The following is a 19,028-nucleotide window of genomic DNA, read 5'->3' on the forward strand; positions in this document are numbered from 1 at the left end:
AAAAGCGAGTGATTTTTTTTTATCTGTATAAAAGGTAAAACACCTCGTCCAAACTATAGTAGACGAGGTGTTTTTATGAAAATAAAACGGAGAATTACAATTGTTTTAATTTGTTTTATGGGTGTCATCTCTTTATTACTTTGTCGTTTAATTCAAATACAAATTATAGACACGGAATCATTTACTGATCGCAAGATTAATTTAATTGAAAAAAGTGTTATGCAGCGTACACAATCCATTATGATAGATGATGGGCGAGGACATTTTATAGATCGGAATGGTAAGGAAATAGGTGAGAAAAAGTATCCTGTTTTAATTATTTTTCCATTTTTACAAATAAAAAATGACATGTTAGAGAAAATTGCGCATATCATTGGTGTGTCGAGACAAGAGATCAAAAGACAAATGAAAAATAAAAAAAATGCATTTATACTACAAAGGGGAAATGATCCATTTCGATTAGCACAGGAGCAGATGGAGAAGGTTAATCAATTGAATATATTGGGCATTGTAGCAGCTGAAGTTCGATTGAAACAAACCGGAGGGATAAATCATTTAATCGGTGAAGTGGGGGAGAATGAACGAGAATTTCAAACACGATATGGAGAAGTGCAAAAAATTTCAAAGCAAACGCCAATTGGTATTTCTGGATTACAGCAATCATTTGATGAATTTCTATTGACTGATGGAGAGATAAAAGTATTGTATCAAGTGGATCGACAAGGAGAACCGATTTTTGGAAAGCAAGCGAAATACACTTCGCCAGGAAATCCGTTTTATCCAGTTACGATTCAAACAACGATACATAACACGTTGCAAGAAGAAGCAGATAAGATTATCGAGGGAAATGGGATAAAAAAAGGTGGATTAATATTATTAGACATAAAAAATAGTGAAGTGTTAGCAATGGTAAGTAAGCCGTCTTTAAAAATGGATGATAAAAGTGTATATAAAGCCACACTCGAAAATCAAATGTTAACGCCACATTTCCCAGGGTCTGTTTTTAAAACAGTAGTTGCAGCAGCAGCGATCGATGAGAATAGGGTGCGGTTAAATGGTGTATTTAATTGTGATACGGATTTATACGGCGAAAATCTCCCGCAAGTGATGATGGGAGCGTTAAACTTCAGAGAAAGCTTTGCTAGAAGCTGTAATCGTACGTTTGCCTTATTAGGTAATGAACTAGTGCAAAAGGATAAAGAGGTGTTAGAAACGTATTTAAAGGCATTAGGAGCAAGTGGTAAGGTAGGTTGGAAAGGTCCGGTATTTCACACACCAGAATTTGAACAAATGCCAGAGGAGAAGAGTTCGACTATTTGGATGGGGGAAGGGAGTAAGAATAGTAAAAAGGCGATAGCGCAAACAGCGATTGGACAAAAAGATGTACGTATATCACCTCTAGCAATTGCAAATATGATGGCAACAATTGCTAGGAATGGAGAAAAGATGGAAGTGAAAGCTGTGAAGAAAATAGTGTATAAAAATGGAACGGATTTTTTTACGTTCGAAAACCATACATTAAATGGAAAACGGCTTTCGTATGAAACAGCGAAAACACTACAAGAGTTATTGAGAAGCGTTGTAACAATGGAGAAAGGAACAGGAGCAGCATTCCGATCGTTGCCACTAAGTGTCGCTGGAAAATCCGGGACGGCGCAAACAGGGAAAGGAACGAAGGTAAATCGCTGGTTTGCAGGGTATTTTCCATATGAAAATCCAAGATATGCTTTAGTTGTCGTTGATATAGAAACTGATAGCGATGTAAATAAAGTTACACCTATTTTTAAAGGTATTGTAGAAGCGATCTATCAATTAGAGAATGAAAAGTAATCTTGCAATTTATAGTAAAATCTTTTCATTTCGTGAAAATATTATTGTAAATGTTCAACCTTTCTAGATTTAATGTTACAATAGCAAGTATGAAAAACTGCGTGGAGGTTTGAAGAATGGCAGGAGGATCTAGATTCCAACAGAAACAACAAAAACGTCGTCAAAACGGTGTTTTAAATATTGCAATTGCAATTGTATTACTATTAGTAGCTATTGTAGCATATCAATTGTTCGTTCCTAATACGAAAGAGCAAGCGTCTTCTACTGAAAAGAAAGTATCTCAGCAAACAACAAAAGAGAATAAAGTTGAGAAAGCTAAAGGTAAAGAAGCGACGAAGAAGAACGAACAAGAGAAGGCAGAGGCTAAGAAAAAAGAAGAAGAAGAGAAGCTAAAGGCTGAAGAAGAAAAGAAAAAAGCTGAAGAAGAAGCGAAAGCAAACGAGAAAGTACCAGCTGAAAAAACACAGCCAAAGGCAACAGATGCTTATACGAAACCTTCTTGGAAACCAGTGGGTACAGAGCAAGGTGCAACACCTGCGATGACATTCCAAAAAGGTACAGCAGATTGGAATGAGATGAATCAAGCGATTTCCGCTGCAATTGACGTTCCAGTAGAGCAATTAATTATTCATAGAATCGGAAATAACGGTAAGAATAAAGCTTACGGTAACGTACAAGATAAACAATCAGGTAAAAAATATTATGTAAATATTGATTGGGTAGACAATGAGGGCTGGAAACCAGTACTTGTTCAAACTCTAAACTAAAAAAGAGAAGCTCCTTGGGAGCTTCTCTTTTTTAGTTAGCGTAATTTCTTTAATTTAAAATGAACAACGGCGCTATAATAAGGTCTTTTGCTTTCAGGGTCCAGAACCATTTGATGTGAGATATGATGTACTTCGAGCATAAGTGCTTTATTATTATCGATTTGTTCACTGATTTTTCGTTCCAAAGAAGCTAAGTCTCCCGCTTCAAAAAATTCTACTTTATCTTCTAACATTTCAAAGGTAAATGACACGCAGATGACCCCTCTCCTATGTAATCAACTATAGTGTAACAAAGAAAAGAAGGAAATACCATGTGCATTTCAATTGACATTTTTAGAAAGAGGGCATATTATACTGATAAAACCGATAAGAAAAAGGGGAATTTTTATGGGTACAGAATTTAATGGTTTATTTGATGAGTGGGCTCATACGTACGACTCATTCGTACAAGGCGAAGATATACAATATAAAGAAGTTTTCGCTCGTTATGAGGAAATTTTAGAGGATGTAGTGAATAAGTCATTTGGCAATGTATTAGAATTTGGTGTTGGTACTGGCAATTTAACAAATAAATTATTACTTGCTGGCCACACAGTTTACGGTATAGAACCGTCACGTGAAATGCGCATTATTGCAAAAGAGAAATTGCCCAAAGAGTTTTCGATTACAGAAGGCGATTTTCTTTCGTTTGAAGTTCCAAATTCAATTGATACCATTGTAAGCACCTATGCATTTCATCATTTAACAGACGAAGAAAAAGACGTAGCAATTGCGAAGTATAGTCAATTACTAAACAAAGGTGGTAAAATAGTGTTTGCTGATACGATATTTGCAGATCAAGATGCATATGTTAAAACTGTTGAAACAGCAAAACAAAGAGGTTTTCACCAGTTAGCAAACGATTTGCAAACAGAATACTATACACGTATTCCGGTCATGCAGTCTATTTTTGAAAACAATGGCTTCCATGTAACGTTCACGAGATTAAATCATTTCGTTTGGGTAATGGAGGCAACTAAGCAATAGAAAGAGGGATTAGATTGAGAATTGCTGTAATTGGAGCAATGGAAGAAGAAGTACGTATTTTACGTGACAAACTAGAACAAGCAGAAACAGAAACGGTTGCGGGTTGTGAATTTACGAAAGGGCTATTAGCAGGACATGAAGTAATCTTGTTAAAGTCTGGTATTGGTAAAGTAAATGCAGCGATGTCAACGACAATTTTATTAGAGAGATATAAGCCTGAAAAAGTAATTAATACTGGTTCAGCTGGTGGATTCCATCATTCTCTAAATGTTGGAGATGTAGTTATTTCAACAGAAGTTCGTCACCATGACGTAGATGTAACAGCATTTAACTATGAATATGGTCAAGTACCAGGAATGCCACCTGGATTTAAAGCTGATGAGGCATTAGTTGCATTAGCTGAGAAATGTATGCAAACAGAAGAAAGCATTCAAGTCGTAAAAGGTATGATTGCAACAGGGGATTCATTTATGAGTGATCCGAACCGCGTTGCAGCCATTCGTGATAAATTTGAAGATCTTTATGCAGTAGAAATGGAAGCAGCAGCTGTTGCACAAGTATGCCACCAATATGAAGTTCCGTTTGTAATCATTCGTGCACTTTCTGATATTGCTGGTAAAGAATCAAATGTTTCATTTGATCAATTTTTAGATCAAGCAGCTCTTCATTCTACAAACTTTATCGTAAAAGTACTAGAAGAGTTAAAGTAATGTAACAAAAAGGCAACTGTCTCATATAAAGAAAATACATACAGTTGCCTTTTCTTTATTGGCAAATAAGGGGGAGAACACGATGAATGTATATCGTGGAGTTCATGAACTAATTGGTCATACACCAATTGTAGAAATTACTCGTTTTTCACTTCCGAAAGGGGTCCGTTTATTTGCAAAGCTTGAATTTTATAACCCGGGCGGAAGCGTTAAGGATCGTTTAGGAAGAGAATTAATCGAAGATGCGCTAGAAAAAGGGCTTGTTGCGCCGGGCGGAACAATTATTGAACCGACGGCTGGAAATACTGGCATTGGACTGGCACTTGCAGCATTAGAACATGATTTACGCGTTATTGTTTGTGTACCAGAGAAATTTAGTATTGAAAAGCAAGAATTAATGAAAGCGCTAGGTGCAACAGTTGTGCATACGCCGACTGAGCAAGGAATGACTGGCGCGATAGCAAAGGCAAAAGAATTAGTAAGTGAAATACCGAATTCATACTCTCCAAGTCAGTTTGCGAATGAAGCAAACCCTCGTGCTTATTTCAAAACATTAGGTCCTGAACTTTGGTCGGCACTAAATGGAGAGATTAACATATTTGTTGCTGGTGCAGGAACTGGCGGTACGTTTATGGGAACTGCGTCGTATTTAAAAGAGCAAAATATTGATATTAAAACGGTTATTGTAGAACCAGAAGGGTCTATTTTAAATGGTGGTGAATCTGGTTCACATGAAACAGAAGGAATTGGTCTCGAATTCATCCCGTCATTTTTAAAAACATCTTATTTTGATGCAATTCATACGATTTCTGATAGAAATGCATTTTTACGTGTAAAAGAATTGGCGCAAAAGGAAGGTCTTCTCGTTGGGAGTTCTTCAGGAGCAGCATTTCATGCAAGCTTACTTGAGGCGGAGAAGGCAAAAGCAGGTACAAATATTGTAACGATTTTTCCTGATAGCAGTGAACGCTATTTAAGTAAAGACATATACAAAGGATGGGAATAAAAAATGAGAGCAAAGACAAAGTTAATTCATGGTATTCGCATAGGAGAACCTTCAACTGGATCTGTAAACGTACCGATTTATCAAACAAGTACGTACAAACAAGAAGCAGTTGGTAAGCATCAAGGATATGAATATTCACGCACAGGCAACCCAACACGTGCAGCTTTAGAAGAAATGATTGCTGTATTAGAAAACGGTCATGCTGGATTTGCATTTGGTTCAGGAATGGCTGCTATTACAGCGACAATTATGTTGTTCTCAAAAGGTGACCATGTTATTTTAACAGATGATGTGTATGGCGGAACGTACCGCGTTATTACGAAAGTATTAAACCGTTTCGGCATTGAGCATACATTTGTAGATACAACAAACCTAGAGGAAGTTGTAGAAGCGATTCGTCCAAATACGAAAGCGATCTATGTGGAAACACCAACGAACCCATTACTGAAAATTACTGATATTAAGAAAATATCTACTCTTGCTAAAGAGAAGGATTTACTAACAATTATTGATAACACATTCATGACGCCATATTGGCAGTCGCCAATTTCTTTAGGAGCAGATATTGTGCTTCATAGTGCTACAAAATATTTAGGAGGTCATAGTGATGTAGTTGCAGGTTTAGTGGTTGTAAATAGCCCGCAACTAGCAGAAGACCTTCACTTTGTACAAAATTCGACAGGAGGTATTCTAGGGCCTCAAGATAGCTTCTTATTACTTCGCGGTTTAAAAACATTAGGAATTCGTATGGAAGAGCATGAAGTAAATTCACGCGCAATTGCTGAGTTTTTAAACAATCATCCAAAAGTAAATAAAGTATATTATCCAGGTCTTGCATCACATCCGAACCATGAGTTAGCAACAGAACAAGCAAATGGATTTGGTGCCATTATCTCATTTGATGTAGATAGTGAAGAAACGTTAAATAAAGTACTTGCGAAATTGCAATACTTTACACTTGCTGAAAGCTTAGGAGCAGTAGAAAGTTTAATTTCTATCCCATCTCAAATGACACATGCATCCATCCCAGCAGATCGCCGTAAAGAGTTAGGAATTACAGATACATTAATTCGTATCTCTGTCGGTATTGAAGACGGAGAAGATTTGATTGAAGATTTAGCACAAGCACTAGCATAGTAAAAAATGCACTGCTAATATAGGCAGTGCATTTTTATTACACTAATTTGTGAAATGTTTCACAAATTAGACATACACAAATGAAATGATTTCCTGTATATTAAATTCATGAAATATTACTCACGAACAAACTTGTGAAATGTTTCACAAACAATGAAATTCATGTAGGAAGGTAACTCTATTTTTTTTTACGATAATCGGGACTTATTATGACCTATAGGGACAAATAACGACCTTAATAGTAGAATGAGGAGGAAATTTACATGGTAGTCAAAGAGAAAGTTGTAAATGAAATGCAGGAAGTAAAAGGGATGATTGATACGTTAGTGAATAGCGGTCAAGAAGCTTTACAAGCATTAGAAAGTTTTACACAAGAGCAAATTGACAACATTGTTCATGAAATGGCACTAGCAGGTGTTGATCAACATATGCCGCTTGCAAAATTAGCTGTTGAAGAAACGGGCCGTGGTGTATATGAAGACAAATGCATTAAAAATATTTTTGCCACTGAATACATTTGGCATAGTATAAAGAAAGATAAAACGGTAGGAATTATTCATGAAGATCCTCATGAAGAAATAATAGAAATTGCGGAACCGGTTGGTGTAGTAGCGGGGGTAACGCCAGTAACGAATCCAACGTCGACAACGATGTTTAAAGCGTTAATAGCGATAAAAACGAGAAATCCAATTATTTTCGCATTTCACCCTTCTGCACAAAAATGCTCCGTTGCAGCGGCGAAAACAGTATATGAGGCAGCGGTGAAAGCTGGTGCACCAAAACACTGTATTCAATGGATTGAAAGACCGTCTGTCGAAGCAACGAAACAATTAATGAACCATGATGGTGTTGCACTTGTACTTGCAACTGGGGGGGCTGGTATGGTGAAATCAGCTTATTCAACTGGAAAACCAGCGCTAGGTGTAGGTCCTGGTAATGTACCGTGTTATATAGAGAAATCGGCACATGTAAAGCGAGCTGTTAATGATTTGATTTTATCAAAAACATTTGATAACGGTATGATTTGTGCATCGGAACAAGCCATCATTGTCGATAAGGAAATCTATGATGATGTGAAAACAGAAATGATTGCAAACAATTGTTACTTTGTAACAGAAGAAGAGAGAAAAAAATTAGAAAAGCTTGTTATAAATGAAAATACATGTGCAGTAAATAGCGATATTGTAGGGAAATCCGCGCAGTATATTGCCGAATTAGTTGGGATTACTGTGCCTGAGCATACAAAAATGCTTGTAGCTGAAATTAAAGGTATCGGAGCAGCGTATCCACTATCTCGTGAGAAACTGAGTCCAGTATTAGCTTGTATAAAAGCAAACTCATTAGAAGAAGGATTTACATATTGCGAAGAAATGTTGAACCTTGGTGGTTTAGGACATTCAGCAGTCATCCACTCTGCAAACAAAGAAGTGCAAAAACAATTTGGATTACGCATGAAAGCTTGCCGTCTTATTGTAAATGCACCTTCATCACAAGGTGGAATAGGAGAGATATATAATGGGTTTATTCCATCACTTACGCTTGGTTGTGGATCCTACGGAAAAAACTCAGTTTCCCAAAACGTAACAGCGACACATTTATTAAATATAAAAAGGCTGGCAAATAGAAAAAAGAATATGCAGTGGTTCAAATTGCCACCAAAAATTTATTTTGAAAAACATGCTACAGCGTATTTAGCAAACATGCCTAACATTTCACGTGCATTTATTGTAACCGATCCAGGAATGGTTGAGCACGGCTATGTAGATACAGTCACGCACTATTTACGTAAACATACAAACGATGTGAAAGTTGAAGTGTTCTTTGAGGTCGAACCAGACCCATCAGATGAAACTGTTTTTAAAGGTGCGGAAATGATGAAAAGCTTTAAACCCGATGTAATTATCGCTCTTGGTGGCGGTTCAGCGATGGATGCAGCAAAAGGGATGTGGCTTTTCTATGAGCACCCAGAAACAACATTCTATGGTATTAAACAGAAGTTTTTAGATATAAGAAAACGTACATGTAAATATCCGAGCTTAGGAAATAAAGCGCAATTTGTTGCTATTCCAACAACTTCAGGGACAGGATCAGAAGTAACACCATTTGCGGTTATTACAGATAAGAAAAATAATATAAAATATCCGCTCGCAGATTATGAATTAACACCAGATGTAGCAATTGTTGATCCTCAATTTGTAATGACAGTACCACCTCATGTAACAGCAGATACTGGCATGGACGTATTAACGCATGCAATTGAGGCGTATGTGTCTGTTATGGCAAATGACTATACGGATGGATTAGCATTAAAAGCAATTGACCTTGTATTTAAATATTTACCGAGAGCATATCAAGATGGAAGTGATGAAGAAGCGCGAGAAAAAATGCATAATGCTTCCGCAATTGCAGGGATGGCATTTGCAAATGCGTTCCTCGGCATTAATCACAGTTTAGCACATAAAATTGGACCGGAATTCCATATTCCGCACGGACGCGCAAATGCCATTCTTATGCCGCATGTAGTCCGGTATAACGCTATTAAGCCAAGAAAACACGCATTGTTCCCAAAATATGAGCACTTTGTAGCAGATGAACGCTATGCACAGATTGCGAGAATGCTCGGGCTTCCAGCAAGTTCAGCGGCAGAAGGTGTGGAATCACTCGTCCAAGCAATTATTGTACTTGGTAAAAGCTTGAATATTAATATGAGTATTGCAGGGCAAGGAGTCGATAAAGAGCAATTTGAAGGGGTTGTTGGCGTATTGGCAGAAAGAGCTTTTGAAGATCAATGTACAACAGCTAATCCGAAATTACCGCTCATTTCAGAACTGAAAGAAATTTATATGGAAGCATATAAAGGTGTGTAATAAATATGAAAGAGTCGCAATGAAGCGACTCTTTTTCTTTTGGAAAACATCTCCCTCACTGGCTGTATTTACTTGTCTTTAAGTTTAATAGAATATGATACAGTGAAATGGAGGAGTGAGAATATAATGAAAGAATTGCAAGGGAAAATAGAAGATTATACTCGGTTCGGACAAATCCTTCTCGCTGTAAGTACATTGTTAATGGTAGGCTTATTGATTCCAAATGGGGCAAAAGAAACGATACAATCTTTTGTGATGATGGGGAGCATCGTTATATTTTTAAGTTTATCATTCTTTTTCTTTCAGCGTGTAAAAGTGATACGTAATCAGTTAGAGGAAAATGGATGTGAGTAATATTGATAAATAGAGCGCTACGAAAAGAAAGAGTCTTTTTGTAGCGTTTTTTGTTTTTTACAAAAAAATGTATGCGTTTTATATTGACAATGATAATCCTTATCAATTAAAGTAGAGTAGTAATTAATGATTATCATTATCAATTAGAGGTGAAAGAATGAAGAAATCTATTACGCTATTTACAGCGATTCTATCTATTTTTTTCTTATTAATAGGTTGCAGTGCCAAAGGAGACGAAAAAGCATCTGCAACAAAAACGGAAAAAGGAAAAGAGAAAATCGAAATTACCGACCTGTCGGGAAGAAAGGTAACATTTGATAAAACGCCAGAGAGCTTTGCAACATTAAGTATGGGAGACATGGATATTATTCATGCTTTAGGTGGAAAAATAGTAGGTCGTCCGGATACGAAAATAACTCTTCCAGAGGAGTTAAAGAAAGTGCAAGTAATTGGGAATGCGCATCAACCGAATTTTGAACAAATTGCTAGCTTAAAGCCTGATGTACTTGTTGCTAACAATGGATTCCAAAAGAATGTTCCAACGGTGGAAGGACAAGGGACGAAAGTAATGATTTCTTCTGCGAATTCTGTACAAGAAATTCAAAAGAATATTGAAATGTACGGAACGGTAATGAAGAAAGAAGATAAAGCAAAAGAACTTAATCAAAAAATTAATGATCAAATGAAGAAATATGAGAAAAAGAGCGATGTGAAAGCATTGCTAGTATATGGAGCACCAGGTACTTATTTAGCAGCATTACCAACATCTTTATCAGGTGATATTTTAGAAAAAACAGGCGGAAAAAATATTGCAGCTGATTTTCCTGAAATGAAAGAATATCCGCAATATGCGCAGTTAAGTGTAGAACGCATTATTGAGGCGAATCCAGATGTGATTTATTTAATCACACATGGAGATCCAAATAGCGTGAAAAAAGCATTTGAAGGCGAAATGATGAAAAATGAAGCGTGGAAAAATTTAGATGCAGTAAAACAAAATCGCGTAGTGATTTTACCACCAGATCTATTTGGATCAAATCCAGGAACAAAAGTTACAGAAGCGATGGACTTTATGTATAAAAGTATACAAGATGTAAGGAAATGATAAGCATGGAAAGTAATGAAGTAGTAAGGGAAAAGGAACATCCTTTTGCGAAAAAAAGATGGATTATAGCAGTTACTTTAGTTGTATTAACGATTCTAGGTCTTTTTTACGGTCTTTTTGCAGGAAGTTTATCCTTTTCTTTACGAGATATTCTGGTAGGGATGCAAGATGAAAGTTCGACCGTTCACCGAATTGTATGGGATCTTCGTATACCGAGAGTACTCGTTGGGTTTATAGTAGGGACATGTTTAGCTGCATCTGGTGCATTACTGCAAGGGGTTATGAGAAATCCTCTCGCAGACCCTGGTATTATCGGAGTTTCATCTGGAGCGGGTCTTGTAGCAATTGTAATCATGATTCTATTTCCTCAGCACATGGCGTTTTTACCGCTAGGGGCGTTTTTAGGGGCTTTCATCACAGCGATGGTTATTTATGCTTTATCATGGCAAAAAGGGGCACCGGCTTCAAGGATCGTCTTAGTAGGTGTGTCAATCAATGCATTAATTGGTGCAGCAACGTCAGCATTAATGTTACTACATAGTGATAAAGTACAGTCCGTGTTACCGTGGCTAGCTGGCGGCATTGGTGGTGTAAGCTGGGCACATTTAAATATGATTATTTATTATGCAATATTCGCTATTATACTGGCCTTCTTTGGTATTAAGCATATTCGAGTATTAATGCTTGGAGATGAAATGGCGAAGTTATTAGGTCATAACGTGGAAAGAAGCCGATTTTATTTAATCGTAGTAAGCACATTATTAGCTGGAATAGCAGTTAGTGTTTCTGGACTTATTGGATTTGTCGGTCTTGTTGTACCGCATATGCTACGTTTATTAGTTGGAAATGATTATAGATATTTGCTGCCTTTATCATGCCTTGGTGGCGGGGTATTACTTGTTTTTGCGGATGCGATAGCTCGAAGTTGGTTCGATCCAATCGAATTGCCTGTTGGTATTTTATTATCCTTCTTAGGTGGTCCGTTCTTCTTATATTTAATTCATAGAGGAGGAAAACAAAGTGATTTCCGTTAACAAAGTGTTTTACGCACATTCTGAAAGATTTCAAATGCAAAATATGAATGTACATATTAAAGCTGGAGAAGTCGTTAGTTTAATTGGACCGAATGGATCAGGGAAATCTACTTTGCTTCGTTTAATGGCAAGACTACTTAAACAAAGCGAAGGGGAGATCATTTTAGATGGGAAAAATATTCATACGATGAAGAGTGCTGATGTAGCGAAGCAATTAGCAATGTTACCACAAATGCACGATCATCAATTAGATTTAACAGTGAAAGAATTAATCGAATTTGGAAGAGGGCCCCATAAATCATGGAGTGGTCGCTTAAATAAAGAAGATGAAGAAATTGTTGATTGGGCTTTATCTGTTACAAACCTTGAAGGATATGAATATCGCCTTTTACAGTCTTTATCAGGAGGAGAAAGACAACGTGCTTGGATTGCAATGACGCTAGCACAACGTACAAATGTCTTATTATTAGATGAACCAACAACCTTTTTGGATATCGTTCACCAGTTGGAAGTAATGGAACTTGTAAAACGATTAAATGAGGAGTTTGGTATGACAATTGTAATGGTTTTACATGACATTAACCAAGCTGCTCAATATAGCGATCGTTTACTCGTATTAAAGCGAGGGCAGATTCAGTATGACGGTGTACCAGAAGAAGTATTATGTCATCAAATGTTTCAACATGTATTTGGTATAGAAGTAGATATTTTTCAAGGAAGCGACAAGCCGTTTTTTACACCGAAGCGAATTTCTAAAAAAGGAGAAGAGAGATGCAAACAGAAGAGCGTATTACCACTGAGTTAATAAGAGAATTTGTTATGGCAGCTCACGGAGATCTAGAAAAAGTACAGGAACTGTTAGCTGAATCTCCAAGCTTACTTCATGCTTCTTACAATTGGGGTGGCTCGGATTGGGAAAGTGCATTAGGAGCATCGGCACATGTAGGTCGTAAAGATATTGCTCTTTACTTACTTGAAAAAGGTGCTCGAATGGATATTTTTGCGGCAGCTATGCTTGGAGAGTTAGAAATTGTACAAGCTATTTTAGTAGCACAACCAGAAGCATTGCATGCATCTGGTCCTCACGGCATTTCTCTTCTTCAGCATGCAAGAATGGGTGGGGGGAAATCCAAGCGTGTATATGATTACTTAGCGATACTTTCTTAATAATAGAAGGAAGTTCTTATGTGCGGTAAACTTTTCACTTTAATATAATTGGAAAGTTTACCGCCCGTTAGAACGGGATAAATATCTAGTATATTTGAAAATCCTACACCCCCCTCAATTGTAGTTTTCTTAATACTAGTTATGATATTGGATGCAGTAGACAATATTTGTCTACTGCTTTTTTTATTTTTATAAAGAGTGAATATTCTATATTTTTGTGTTGGTTCATTTATAATAGAGAGTAACGCTTACTATACATACAAAATATGATCGTGTAATAAAGAACAGAATGCTGGGAAGGAGTTTAAAAATGTTCCATACAGATCGCTTACAATTTCGTAAATATACAATAGATGATTTACAGTTCTACGCTTCGTTATGGGGGAATGAGAAGGTAATGCGCTATATTGGAAATGGAACGTTAAAAACATATATGCAATGTAAAAAAAGCTTGGAGGAGTGGGTACTTCCTAATTATAAAAATGGGCTTGGTTTATTTGTAATGATTGAAAAGGAAACGGGAATGCGAATTGGTCATGCTGGATTAGTAAAGCAAAAAATAGATGGAAAAGAGGAAATTGAAATTGGTTATTGGTTACTCCCGCAGTATTGGGGAAAAGGGTATGCAAAAGAAGCAGCGGCAGCATTTCGAGACTACGGATTCCAAGCATTAAAAATGAATAAGTTAATTTCTCTTATTAACCCGAATCATCCCGCCTCGATATTTGTTGCTAGAAAAACAGGTCTCAGTTATGAGAAAACAACTTCATTTCATGGGATGGATGTTCTTGTTTATTCCATTAAGCGAGTTGGATGAAAACATACTTTTTTAAAGGTAAATTGCATCTTTTGAAGAATGGTATATAAAAATAAAGGGGAGGGATTAAATGTATATTTATCATAATGGACTTATTATTCGTGAGGGAACAAACGGAGTACCGGCATATGCAATTAAAACTTTGTTTGAAGATGCTGGTTGGAGCAATGATAATATCCCTTCTTGGCAAATTGAAAAGTTTGCAATAGCATTTGAAAATTCAACATGGGCTTTCACGATTTGGGATGAAGAAGAGATGATTGCTATGGTTAGAGTTATTTCTGATCAAATTATGGTTGCGAATATAGTGAATTTAGTTGTGAAGTGTGAATATAGGGGGAGGGGATTAGGGAAAAAACTTGTAGCTCTTTGCTTACAAAAACTTCCTCACGGTGATTGGTTTGCACATACATCAACGAGCAATTTTGATTTTTATAGAAGTTGTGGTTTTGAGGTAAGGGAGTTATCAAGAAATGGTACATGTGCGTATTATGGATATCAAGTCGCAAAAAGGGATGGCCATCGATAAATGAGTGGGAATATAGTTAAAGTTAAGTATGTCTAATTCTTTTTGTAATAGAAAATGAATTAAGGCTCATTTCATGATAAAATAAAAGAAAATTCAGTTTATTATTAGGGGGATAACAATGAGTATAAAAGTCGGGGATGTATTTAAATACGAAAGAAGATTTACCGAGGAAGAAGTTTTCGAATTTGCAAATATTACAGGTGATAAAGGTAGACATCATATGGAATATGATGAGAATGGACGATTAATGGTTCATGGTTTATTGACTGCTAGCATTGGAACGAAAGTAGGCGAAGAGTTACATTACATAGCAAGAGAATTAGTAAGTGAGTTTATTAGACCAGTTTTTACAGGAGATACGATCACTTGTGAATTAACTTTAACAAATATTGAACAAATGGAAGGATATAAAAAAGTTTCAATTGAGTCAGTTTATCGCAATCAACATGAAAAAACTGTGCTAGTGGGGACAAGCTACGGGATAATACGAGAATAAAAAAAGAAGCCTGCTTGAAGCAGGCTTCTTTTTTATCGTTTAGTAAACGCGTTTTCGGTTTTCTGCATGACTAGAGATAAGTAATAATGCAGTTTCTGTTCCTATATTACGGACAATATGAGGAACACATGCATTCCAGGAGAAGGAATCACCTTCCTCTACAATCGCAATATCTTCGCCATGCTGCACTTCAAGTTTTCCTCGTAATACAAGGTGACATTCTTCCCCTTCATGAGCATTGGGTGAGTTTTCTTTTGGAAATCCGGTAGGAATTTCTACGAGATTTAGGCGAAGGCCACCTTGCTCCGCAACATGTTCAATTCTTTGCTCATCTTTTCCGTATACACTGTATTTCCGTTCTTCTTTTTTGACAATTTTCAATCGATCTTTTTGTTCTAACAATAAATAGGGAAGGGGAACGTTTAAAAAATTGGAGATCGTTTCTAAAGTTGAGATAGATGGTGATGTTTTATTATTTTCAACTTGACTCATAAAGCCTTTAGAAAGACCTGTTCCTTCACAAATTTGTGCAATTGTTATGCCTCTACGTTGACGAATTTCACGTATTGCAGAACCAATGTTCATAAAAATCAAGCTCCTTTTTGTAAACAACTATTTGTATCATAGCAAAAAAAATATATTTTTTCCCAATAAAAATGGATTGACGGATAAAAAAAATTAGTGTATGTTTTGTAATGTAAATAAAAGTTTTGTATAAGAAAACTATAAAGGAGAGAAATAAATGAATCAACATATCGGTAACTTAATTATTCGCATCGTGTTAGGGGTAACGTTCTTTATGCACGGTTTAACAAAATTCCAATCAGGAATTGACAATATTGCAGGGTGGTTCACAAGCATTGGTTTACCAGGAGGACTTGCGTACGGTGTAGCAACTGTTGAATTAGTTGGTGGTCTATTGTTAATTCTAGGTTTAGGTGTAAGATATATTGGATTATTATTTGCACTTGTTATGGTTGGAGCGATTGTAAAAGTAAAATGGTCAGCTGGTTTGTTAGGAGACGGAAAAAATCCTGGATTTGAGTTAGAATTAGCATTATTAGCAATGGGTGCTTATTTATTTGTTGCGAAAGCTGATGGTTTTGTAGATAATTTCTTAAAAGAGAAAATGTCAAAGAAGAACTAATTTAAATGGGGGTATAACAAGATGAGCTTTCAACTTCATCCCGAAACAGCACTTGGTGTTGTTCATTTATACGTATCAAATATAAAGAAATCACTAGATTTTTATACGGAAGTACTAAGCATGAAAGTGCTAAAAGAAGAGGCAGCAGTCGTTACATTTGGGAATGAAAATGATGAACCACTCCTTATCATTGAAGAAAAGAAAGAAGCTTTTCCGAAACAAAGAGGAAGAACAGGGTTATATCATTACGCAATTTTATTACCAAACAGACAAGACTTAGCGAACATTCTTCGTCACCTTGTAGAGATGGTATATCCATTGCACGGTGGAGCCGATCATTATTTTAGTGAAGCTCTTTATTTAGCTGATCCAGATGGAAATGGGATTGAAATTTATCATGATCGTCAAAAGGAAGTTTGGCGTGATGAGAATGGAGAGCTACCATTTGTTAGTAACCCGTTAGCTGGTGAAGAATTATTACAGCAAGGAAGTGTATGGAATGGGTTCCCAGCTGGTACTGTGATGGGACATATTCATTTACATGTAGCTGACTTAGAAGAAGCGAAACGTTTCTATGTTGATGGCCTTGGTTTTGATGTAACAATCCCAGCTCGTAATGGAGCGCTGTTCGTATCCGCAGGTGGTTATCATCACCACATTGGCTTAAATACATGGCAAGGTGAAGGGATACCAGCGCAAATGCCAAATTCCGTTGGCTTGAAACATTTCACAATTGTATTAGCAGATGAAAAACAAAAAGAGCAAGTATGTGAAAGCTTAAAAAATATTGGCAAGATTGCTACGTACAAAGATGGAGTATTACAGGCCAACGATCCATTTGGACACTGTATACATTTCAAAATAAAAGGAGAAGCCTAAAAAAGGCTTCTCCTTTTATTTTCTTATGATTGCTTTTTCGTTTTGTAAAAATAGTTCATCAAATTGTTGTGCAAGGTCAAAATCTAGCTTTGTTAAACCTTTTGCATTCCAAGATGACAAAGTAATAATAACTGCCTTATACTGTATAAGGATAAATGGGTGGTGGTTATGTTCTTCTGATAGTTTGGCGGCTTCAGAGACAAATTCGACTCCTTTTAAGTAGTCGGAAAACATATATTTTCGTTCAATCCATTTTTCATCTTTTATCATCCATTTATCTAACTTCAATAATTCCTCTTGAACTTGTTCTTCAGTTAATCGTTGCATCATTTTTCACATCCTTTATCTTTAGTAACGCAAGACCATTGTTAATAAGGCGTGTTACAGATTCGTCCGTTGTGAAAGTAGACAGTTGTTGTAATAGTGCTGCTGATGTTTCGTGACCTTTGTTATGCTCTAAAAGTAATTCTAATGTTTCAAGGCGAAGCAGCCATTCTTTCGGATAAAATTTATTTAATACTTCTTGAATTGCTGCTAATTGATCGACATGGGCGTCGTGTAAAATACCTTCATTACGAATATCACGAACGGTTTGATACATACGATCTAGTTCAGTTAATGTAAGAGGTGTTGGAGTTTCTTCTATTTCTTCATCCGCTGGGAAAAACGATGCTGCATCTGCTGCACCTGGGAATACGGAAGTGATTGTTGAACCAACCGCCATATCAAATGCTCCCCATGAAGCGTCAAATAATAAACGATCTTGATGAGTAACTGTACAATTTATAAATGAGATAAGAGCAATCTTATTATCATTCTTTACAATATCTGTTACTGTTCCTTTTACATGAATACCACTTGCAAAAGTAAGCTCCGCACTATTTCCAATTGTAATATCTAGTGGTTGTAATTGTTCTTCTGTGCAATTCTCTAATGCAATATCTCCAGCTAATAATCCGACTGGTGTTCCGAATCCATCGCTGTGCATGGAAGTAGAATGATTTGCCAACTGTTTATTATGAATTGCTAATGCAGTTGGAGAGCTTGTTCTCATGTAAATGACTTCACCAATATCATTTTTAATCGTCTCTGTAAATGTACCTGTAATTTGTAATCCACTACTTAGTTCAGCTGTTGCATGGTTTTCAGAGCGAATCGCTTTTTCTAATCCTTCTTTACCACCTGTTTTAAAGGCCATCGTTTCAGAGAACTTCTCAAGTGCTTCTGTTAATTCCTCAAATGATTCACAAACAAATAGTTGTGGTTGCATTTTTGTTACGTCATAAGTTGTCCCTGTACATGCTTCGATGGAGAATGGAAGTTTTTCTACAGCATCTGTTAAGCAATGTTTACTTTCGCCGACAGAAGAAAGCAGACCAGCACCGTAGATTTTTGGGTTGTCTATATTTCCGATTAATCCATATTCTACCGTCCACCAGAAAAGACGTGAAATTTGTTCGGCTTCTGATAAACCAGAAACTAAGTTTTGCTTTTCAATTACAGCATTTTCAGCGGCTGCAACTTCTTCAGGTGTAGAAGTTGGGCTTTCTTTTACGATCGTTAATATACGAACAGCTTCAAACGCATCATGTTCTTCTTTTGTAGAGAAAGCTTTTGCTCCAATTTGTCCAAATCGTTTCACATATTTTGCATATGTAGGATCAAGTAAAATCGGTGCGTGTCCAGCTGCTTCGTGTACAATATCTGGAGCTGGTGTATACTCGATATTTTCTACTTTGCGAATATCTGTTGCGATTGGTAGTAAGCCATGCCCCTGAAAATCAAAGAATGCTACGCCCGGAATAAGTCCATCAATCGTTACAGCTCCCCATCCGCTTGGTGCTAAACATTCATTCATTTCTTCTACCTTTGGAATTGCATCTATATTAATACCAGATGATTGTAGTCCATTCACATAGGCTGGATGAGCAACGTCTTTTAAGAAACTATGATTTTGTCTCATAATGTAACGCCAAACAGCGTGATTCACCGGTGTGTATTGATCATAATGCTGTGTGGATACAAATGGTTTTAAATGCGATGGAATTTCTGTTTTCTTTGTCATTTAGACATCCTCCTTTTTTCTATAAAATTGAATATCGGTTTTGTATAGCTTGTACCAGCTCTTTTTAAAATTGTAAGCGCTTATAATTTTAT

General features: G+C 36.5%; 21 protein-coding genes. 17 read left to right on the top strand and 4 right to left on the bottom strand.

Annotated features, from left to right (window positions below):
* Positions 1–75 precede the first annotated feature (75 nt).
* On the top strand, positions 76–1,830 hold the full coding sequence (locus COI75_RS10530) for a peptidoglycan D,D-transpeptidase FtsI family protein (protein ID WP_000695146.1): 1,755 nt from the start codon (positions 76–78) through the stop codon (positions 1,828–1,830).
* Positions 1,831–1,946: 116 nt separating this feature from the next.
* Positions 1,947–2,597: a YrrS family protein gene (locus COI75_RS10535; RefSeq protein ID WP_000897091.1), complete on the top strand. Its 651-nt coding sequence runs from the start codon at positions 1,947–1,949 to the stop codon at positions 2,595–2,597.
* A 35-nt stretch (positions 2,598–2,632) separates the two neighbouring features.
* Here the strand turns inward: COI75_RS10535 and COI75_RS10540 are convergent, their stop codons facing one another.
* Entirely contained in the window at positions 2,633–2,848 is a 216-nt protein-coding gene (locus COI75_RS10540) for a YrzA family protein (RefSeq protein ID WP_000010981.1), read from the bottom strand.
* A gap of 136 nt (positions 2,849–2,984) precedes the next feature.
* Here COI75_RS10540 and COI75_RS10545 point away from each other — a divergent pair, with 136 nt between their 5' ends.
* From COI75_RS10545 to COI75_RS10610, 13 genes are all read left to right on the top strand, one after another.
* Positions 2,985–3,623, top strand: a complete 639-nt coding sequence (locus tag COI75_RS10545; RefSeq protein WP_000536338.1) for a class I SAM-dependent DNA methyltransferase — start codon at positions 2,985–2,987, stop codon at positions 3,621–3,623.
* A 14-nt stretch (positions 3,624–3,637) separates the two neighbouring features.
* Positions 3,638–4,333, top strand: a complete 696-nt coding sequence (gene mtnN / locus COI75_RS10550) for a 5'-methylthioadenosine/S-adenosylhomocysteine nucleosidase (protein WP_001217034.1) — start codon at positions 3,638–3,640, stop codon at positions 4,331–4,333.
* 82 nt (positions 4,334–4,415) lie between these two features.
* On the top strand, positions 4,416–5,339 hold the full coding sequence (locus COI75_RS10555; RefSeq protein ID WP_001103875.1) for an O-acetylserine dependent cystathionine beta-synthase: 924 nt from the start codon (positions 4,416–4,418) through the stop codon (positions 5,337–5,339).
* Between the two features lie 3 nt (positions 5,340–5,342).
* Positions 5,343–6,476, top strand: a complete 1,134-nt coding sequence (locus tag COI75_RS10560) for a bifunctional cystathionine gamma-lyase/homocysteine desulfhydrase (RefSeq protein WP_001201923.1) — start codon at positions 5,343–5,345, stop codon at positions 6,474–6,476.
* Positions 6,477–6,739: 263 nt separating this feature from the next.
* A complete protein-coding gene (gene adhE, locus COI75_RS10565; protein ID WP_000260493.1) occupies positions 6,740–9,343 on the top strand; it encodes a bifunctional acetaldehyde-CoA/alcohol dehydrogenase in 2,604 nt (867 codons plus the stop codon).
* A 126-nt stretch (positions 9,344–9,469) separates the two neighbouring features.
* The gene (locus COI75_RS10570; RefSeq protein WP_000661458.1) at positions 9,470–9,697 is read left to right on the top strand and encodes a YrhC family protein; all 228 of its coding nucleotides are present in this window, start codon (positions 9,470–9,472) and stop codon (positions 9,695–9,697) included.
* Between the two features lie 157 nt (positions 9,698–9,854).
* Positions 9,855–10,802, top strand: a complete 948-nt coding sequence (locus tag COI75_RS10580; RefSeq protein ID WP_000748451.1) for an ABC transporter substrate-binding protein — start codon at positions 9,855–9,857, stop codon at positions 10,800–10,802.
* A 5-nt stretch (positions 10,803–10,807) separates the two neighbouring features.
* Positions 10,808–11,836: a FecCD family ABC transporter permease gene (locus COI75_RS10585; RefSeq protein ID WP_000445397.1), complete on the top strand. Its 1,029-nt coding sequence runs from the start codon at positions 10,808–10,810 to the stop codon at positions 11,834–11,836.
* Positions 11,823–12,641: an ABC transporter ATP-binding protein gene (locus COI75_RS10590; RefSeq protein ID WP_000626549.1), complete on the top strand. Its 819-nt coding sequence runs from the start codon at positions 11,823–11,825 to the stop codon at positions 12,639–12,641. The genes COI75_RS10585 and COI75_RS10590 overlap by 14 nt, the downstream gene beginning before the upstream one ends.
* Positions 12,608–13,003: an ankyrin repeat domain-containing protein gene (locus COI75_RS10595; protein WP_001192764.1), complete on the top strand. Its 396-nt coding sequence runs from the start codon at positions 12,608–12,610 to the stop codon at positions 13,001–13,003. Before COI75_RS10590 ends, COI75_RS10595 begins: the two co-directional genes overlap by 34 nt.
* 289 nt (positions 13,004–13,292) lie before the next feature.
* Positions 13,293–13,820 carry a GNAT family N-acetyltransferase gene (locus COI75_RS10600; protein ID WP_141535102.1) on the top strand — a complete coding sequence of 176 codons (528 nt, stop codon included), beginning with the start codon at positions 13,293–13,295 and terminating at the stop codon, positions 13,818–13,820.
* 70 nt (positions 13,821–13,890) lie between these two features.
* Positions 13,891–14,349, top strand: coding sequence for a GNAT family N-acetyltransferase (locus tag COI75_RS10605; RefSeq protein WP_000276109.1), 459 nt, complete (start codon positions 13,891–13,893; stop codon positions 14,347–14,349).
* Between the two features lie 118 nt (positions 14,350–14,467).
* Positions 14,468–14,845, top strand: a complete 378-nt coding sequence (locus tag COI75_RS10610; RefSeq protein ID WP_000025007.1) for a MaoC/PaaZ C-terminal domain-containing protein — start codon at positions 14,468–14,470, stop codon at positions 14,843–14,845.
* A gap of 39 nt (positions 14,846–14,884) precedes the next feature.
* On the opposite strand, the gene COI75_RS10615 is transcribed toward COI75_RS10610, so the two are convergent.
* Positions 14,885–15,430, bottom strand: coding sequence for a helix-turn-helix domain-containing protein (locus COI75_RS10615; RefSeq protein ID WP_001020692.1), 546 nt, complete (start codon positions 15,428–15,430; stop codon positions 14,885–14,887).
* A gap of 157 nt (positions 15,431–15,587) precedes the next feature.
* Between COI75_RS10615 and COI75_RS10620 the strand changes: the two genes are divergently transcribed.
* Both COI75_RS10620 and COI75_RS10625 read left to right on the top strand, forming a co-directional pair.
* Positions 15,588–15,992, top strand: a complete 405-nt coding sequence (locus tag COI75_RS10620; protein WP_001071557.1) for a DoxX family protein — start codon at positions 15,588–15,590, stop codon at positions 15,990–15,992.
* A gap of 21 nt (positions 15,993–16,013) precedes the next feature.
* Positions 16,014–16,871 (top strand): VOC family protein, encoded by an 858-nt coding sequence (locus COI75_RS10625; RefSeq protein ID WP_000009852.1) that lies wholly within the window; start codon positions 16,014–16,016, stop codon positions 16,869–16,871.
* Between the two features lie 15 nt (positions 16,872–16,886).
* On the opposite strand, the gene COI75_RS10630 is transcribed toward COI75_RS10625, so the two are convergent.
* Together COI75_RS10630 and COI75_RS10635 are read right to left on the bottom strand one after the other, a co-directional pair.
* Positions 16,887–17,201: a 4a-hydroxytetrahydrobiopterin dehydratase gene (locus COI75_RS10630; RefSeq protein ID WP_000983698.1), complete on the bottom strand. Its 315-nt coding sequence runs from the start codon at positions 17,199–17,201 to the stop codon at positions 16,887–16,889.
* Positions 17,182–18,936 carry an aromatic amino acid hydroxylase gene (locus tag COI75_RS10635; RefSeq protein WP_000163181.1) on the bottom strand — a complete coding sequence of 585 codons (1,755 nt, stop codon included), beginning with the start codon at positions 18,934–18,936 and terminating at the stop codon, positions 17,182–17,184. Before COI75_RS10635 ends, COI75_RS10630 begins: the two co-directional genes overlap by 20 nt.
* Between the last annotated feature and the right edge of the window lie 92 nt (positions 18,937–19,028).

Source organism: Bacillus cereus (assembly GCF_002564555.1).
Lineage (GTDB): Bacteria > Bacillota > Bacilli > Bacillales > Bacillaceae_G > Bacillus_A > Bacillus_A cereus_K.

Excerpts from the sequence above, each read along its gene's own strand:
- COI75_RS10530 (WP_000695146.1), top strand. The coding sequence starts at position 76 with ATGAAAATAAAACGGAGAATTACAATTGTTTTAATTTGTTTTATGGGT.
- COI75_RS10535 (WP_000897091.1), top strand. The coding sequence starts at position 1,947 with ATGGCAGGAGGATCTAGATTCCAACAGAAACAACAAAAACGTCGTCAA.
- COI75_RS10545 (WP_000536338.1), top strand. The coding sequence starts at position 2,985 with ATGGGTACAGAATTTAATGGTTTATTTGATGAGTGGGCTCATACGTAC.
- COI75_RS10555 (WP_001103875.1), top strand. The coding sequence starts at position 4,416 with ATGAATGTATATCGTGGAGTTCATGAACTAATTGGTCATACACCAATT.
- COI75_RS10560 (WP_001201923.1), top strand. The coding sequence starts at position 5,343 with ATGAGAGCAAAGACAAAGTTAATTCATGGTATTCGCATAGGAGAACCT.
- adhE (WP_000260493.1), top strand. The coding sequence starts at position 6,740 with ATGGTAGTCAAAGAGAAAGTTGTAAATGAAATGCAGGAAGTAAAAGGG.
- COI75_RS10570 (WP_000661458.1), top strand. The coding sequence starts at position 9,470 with ATGAAAGAATTGCAAGGGAAAATAGAAGATTATACTCGGTTCGGACAA.
- COI75_RS10580 (WP_000748451.1), top strand. The coding sequence starts at position 9,855 with ATGAAGAAATCTATTACGCTATTTACAGCGATTCTATCTATTTTTTTC.
- COI75_RS10585 (WP_000445397.1), top strand. The coding sequence starts at position 10,808 with ATGGAAAGTAATGAAGTAGTAAGGGAAAAGGAACATCCTTTTGCGAAA.
- COI75_RS10595 (WP_001192764.1), top strand. The coding sequence starts at position 12,608 with ATGCAAACAGAAGAGCGTATTACCACTGAGTTAATAAGAGAATTTGTT.
- COI75_RS10600 (WP_141535102.1), top strand. The coding sequence starts at position 13,293 with ATGCTGGGAAGGAGTTTAAAAATGTTCCATACAGATCGCTTACAATTT.
- COI75_RS10605 (WP_000276109.1), top strand. The coding sequence starts at position 13,891 with ATGTATATTTATCATAATGGACTTATTATTCGTGAGGGAACAAACGGA.
- COI75_RS10610 (WP_000025007.1), top strand. The coding sequence starts at position 14,468 with ATGAGTATAAAAGTCGGGGATGTATTTAAATACGAAAGAAGATTTACC.
- COI75_RS10615 (WP_001020692.1), bottom strand. The coding sequence starts at position 15,430 with ATGAACATTGGTTCTGCAATACGTGAAATTCGTCAACGTAGAGGCATA.
- COI75_RS10620 (WP_001071557.1), top strand. The coding sequence starts at position 15,588 with ATGAATCAACATATCGGTAACTTAATTATTCGCATCGTGTTAGGGGTA.
- COI75_RS10625 (WP_000009852.1), top strand. The coding sequence starts at position 16,014 with ATGAGCTTTCAACTTCATCCCGAAACAGCACTTGGTGTTGTTCATTTA.
- COI75_RS10630 (WP_000983698.1), bottom strand. The coding sequence starts at position 17,201 with ATGATGCAACGATTAACTGAAGAACAAGTTCAAGAGGAATTATTGAAG.
- COI75_RS10635 (WP_000163181.1), bottom strand. The coding sequence starts at position 18,936 with ATGACAAAGAAAACAGAAATTCCATCGCATTTAAAACCATTTGTATCC.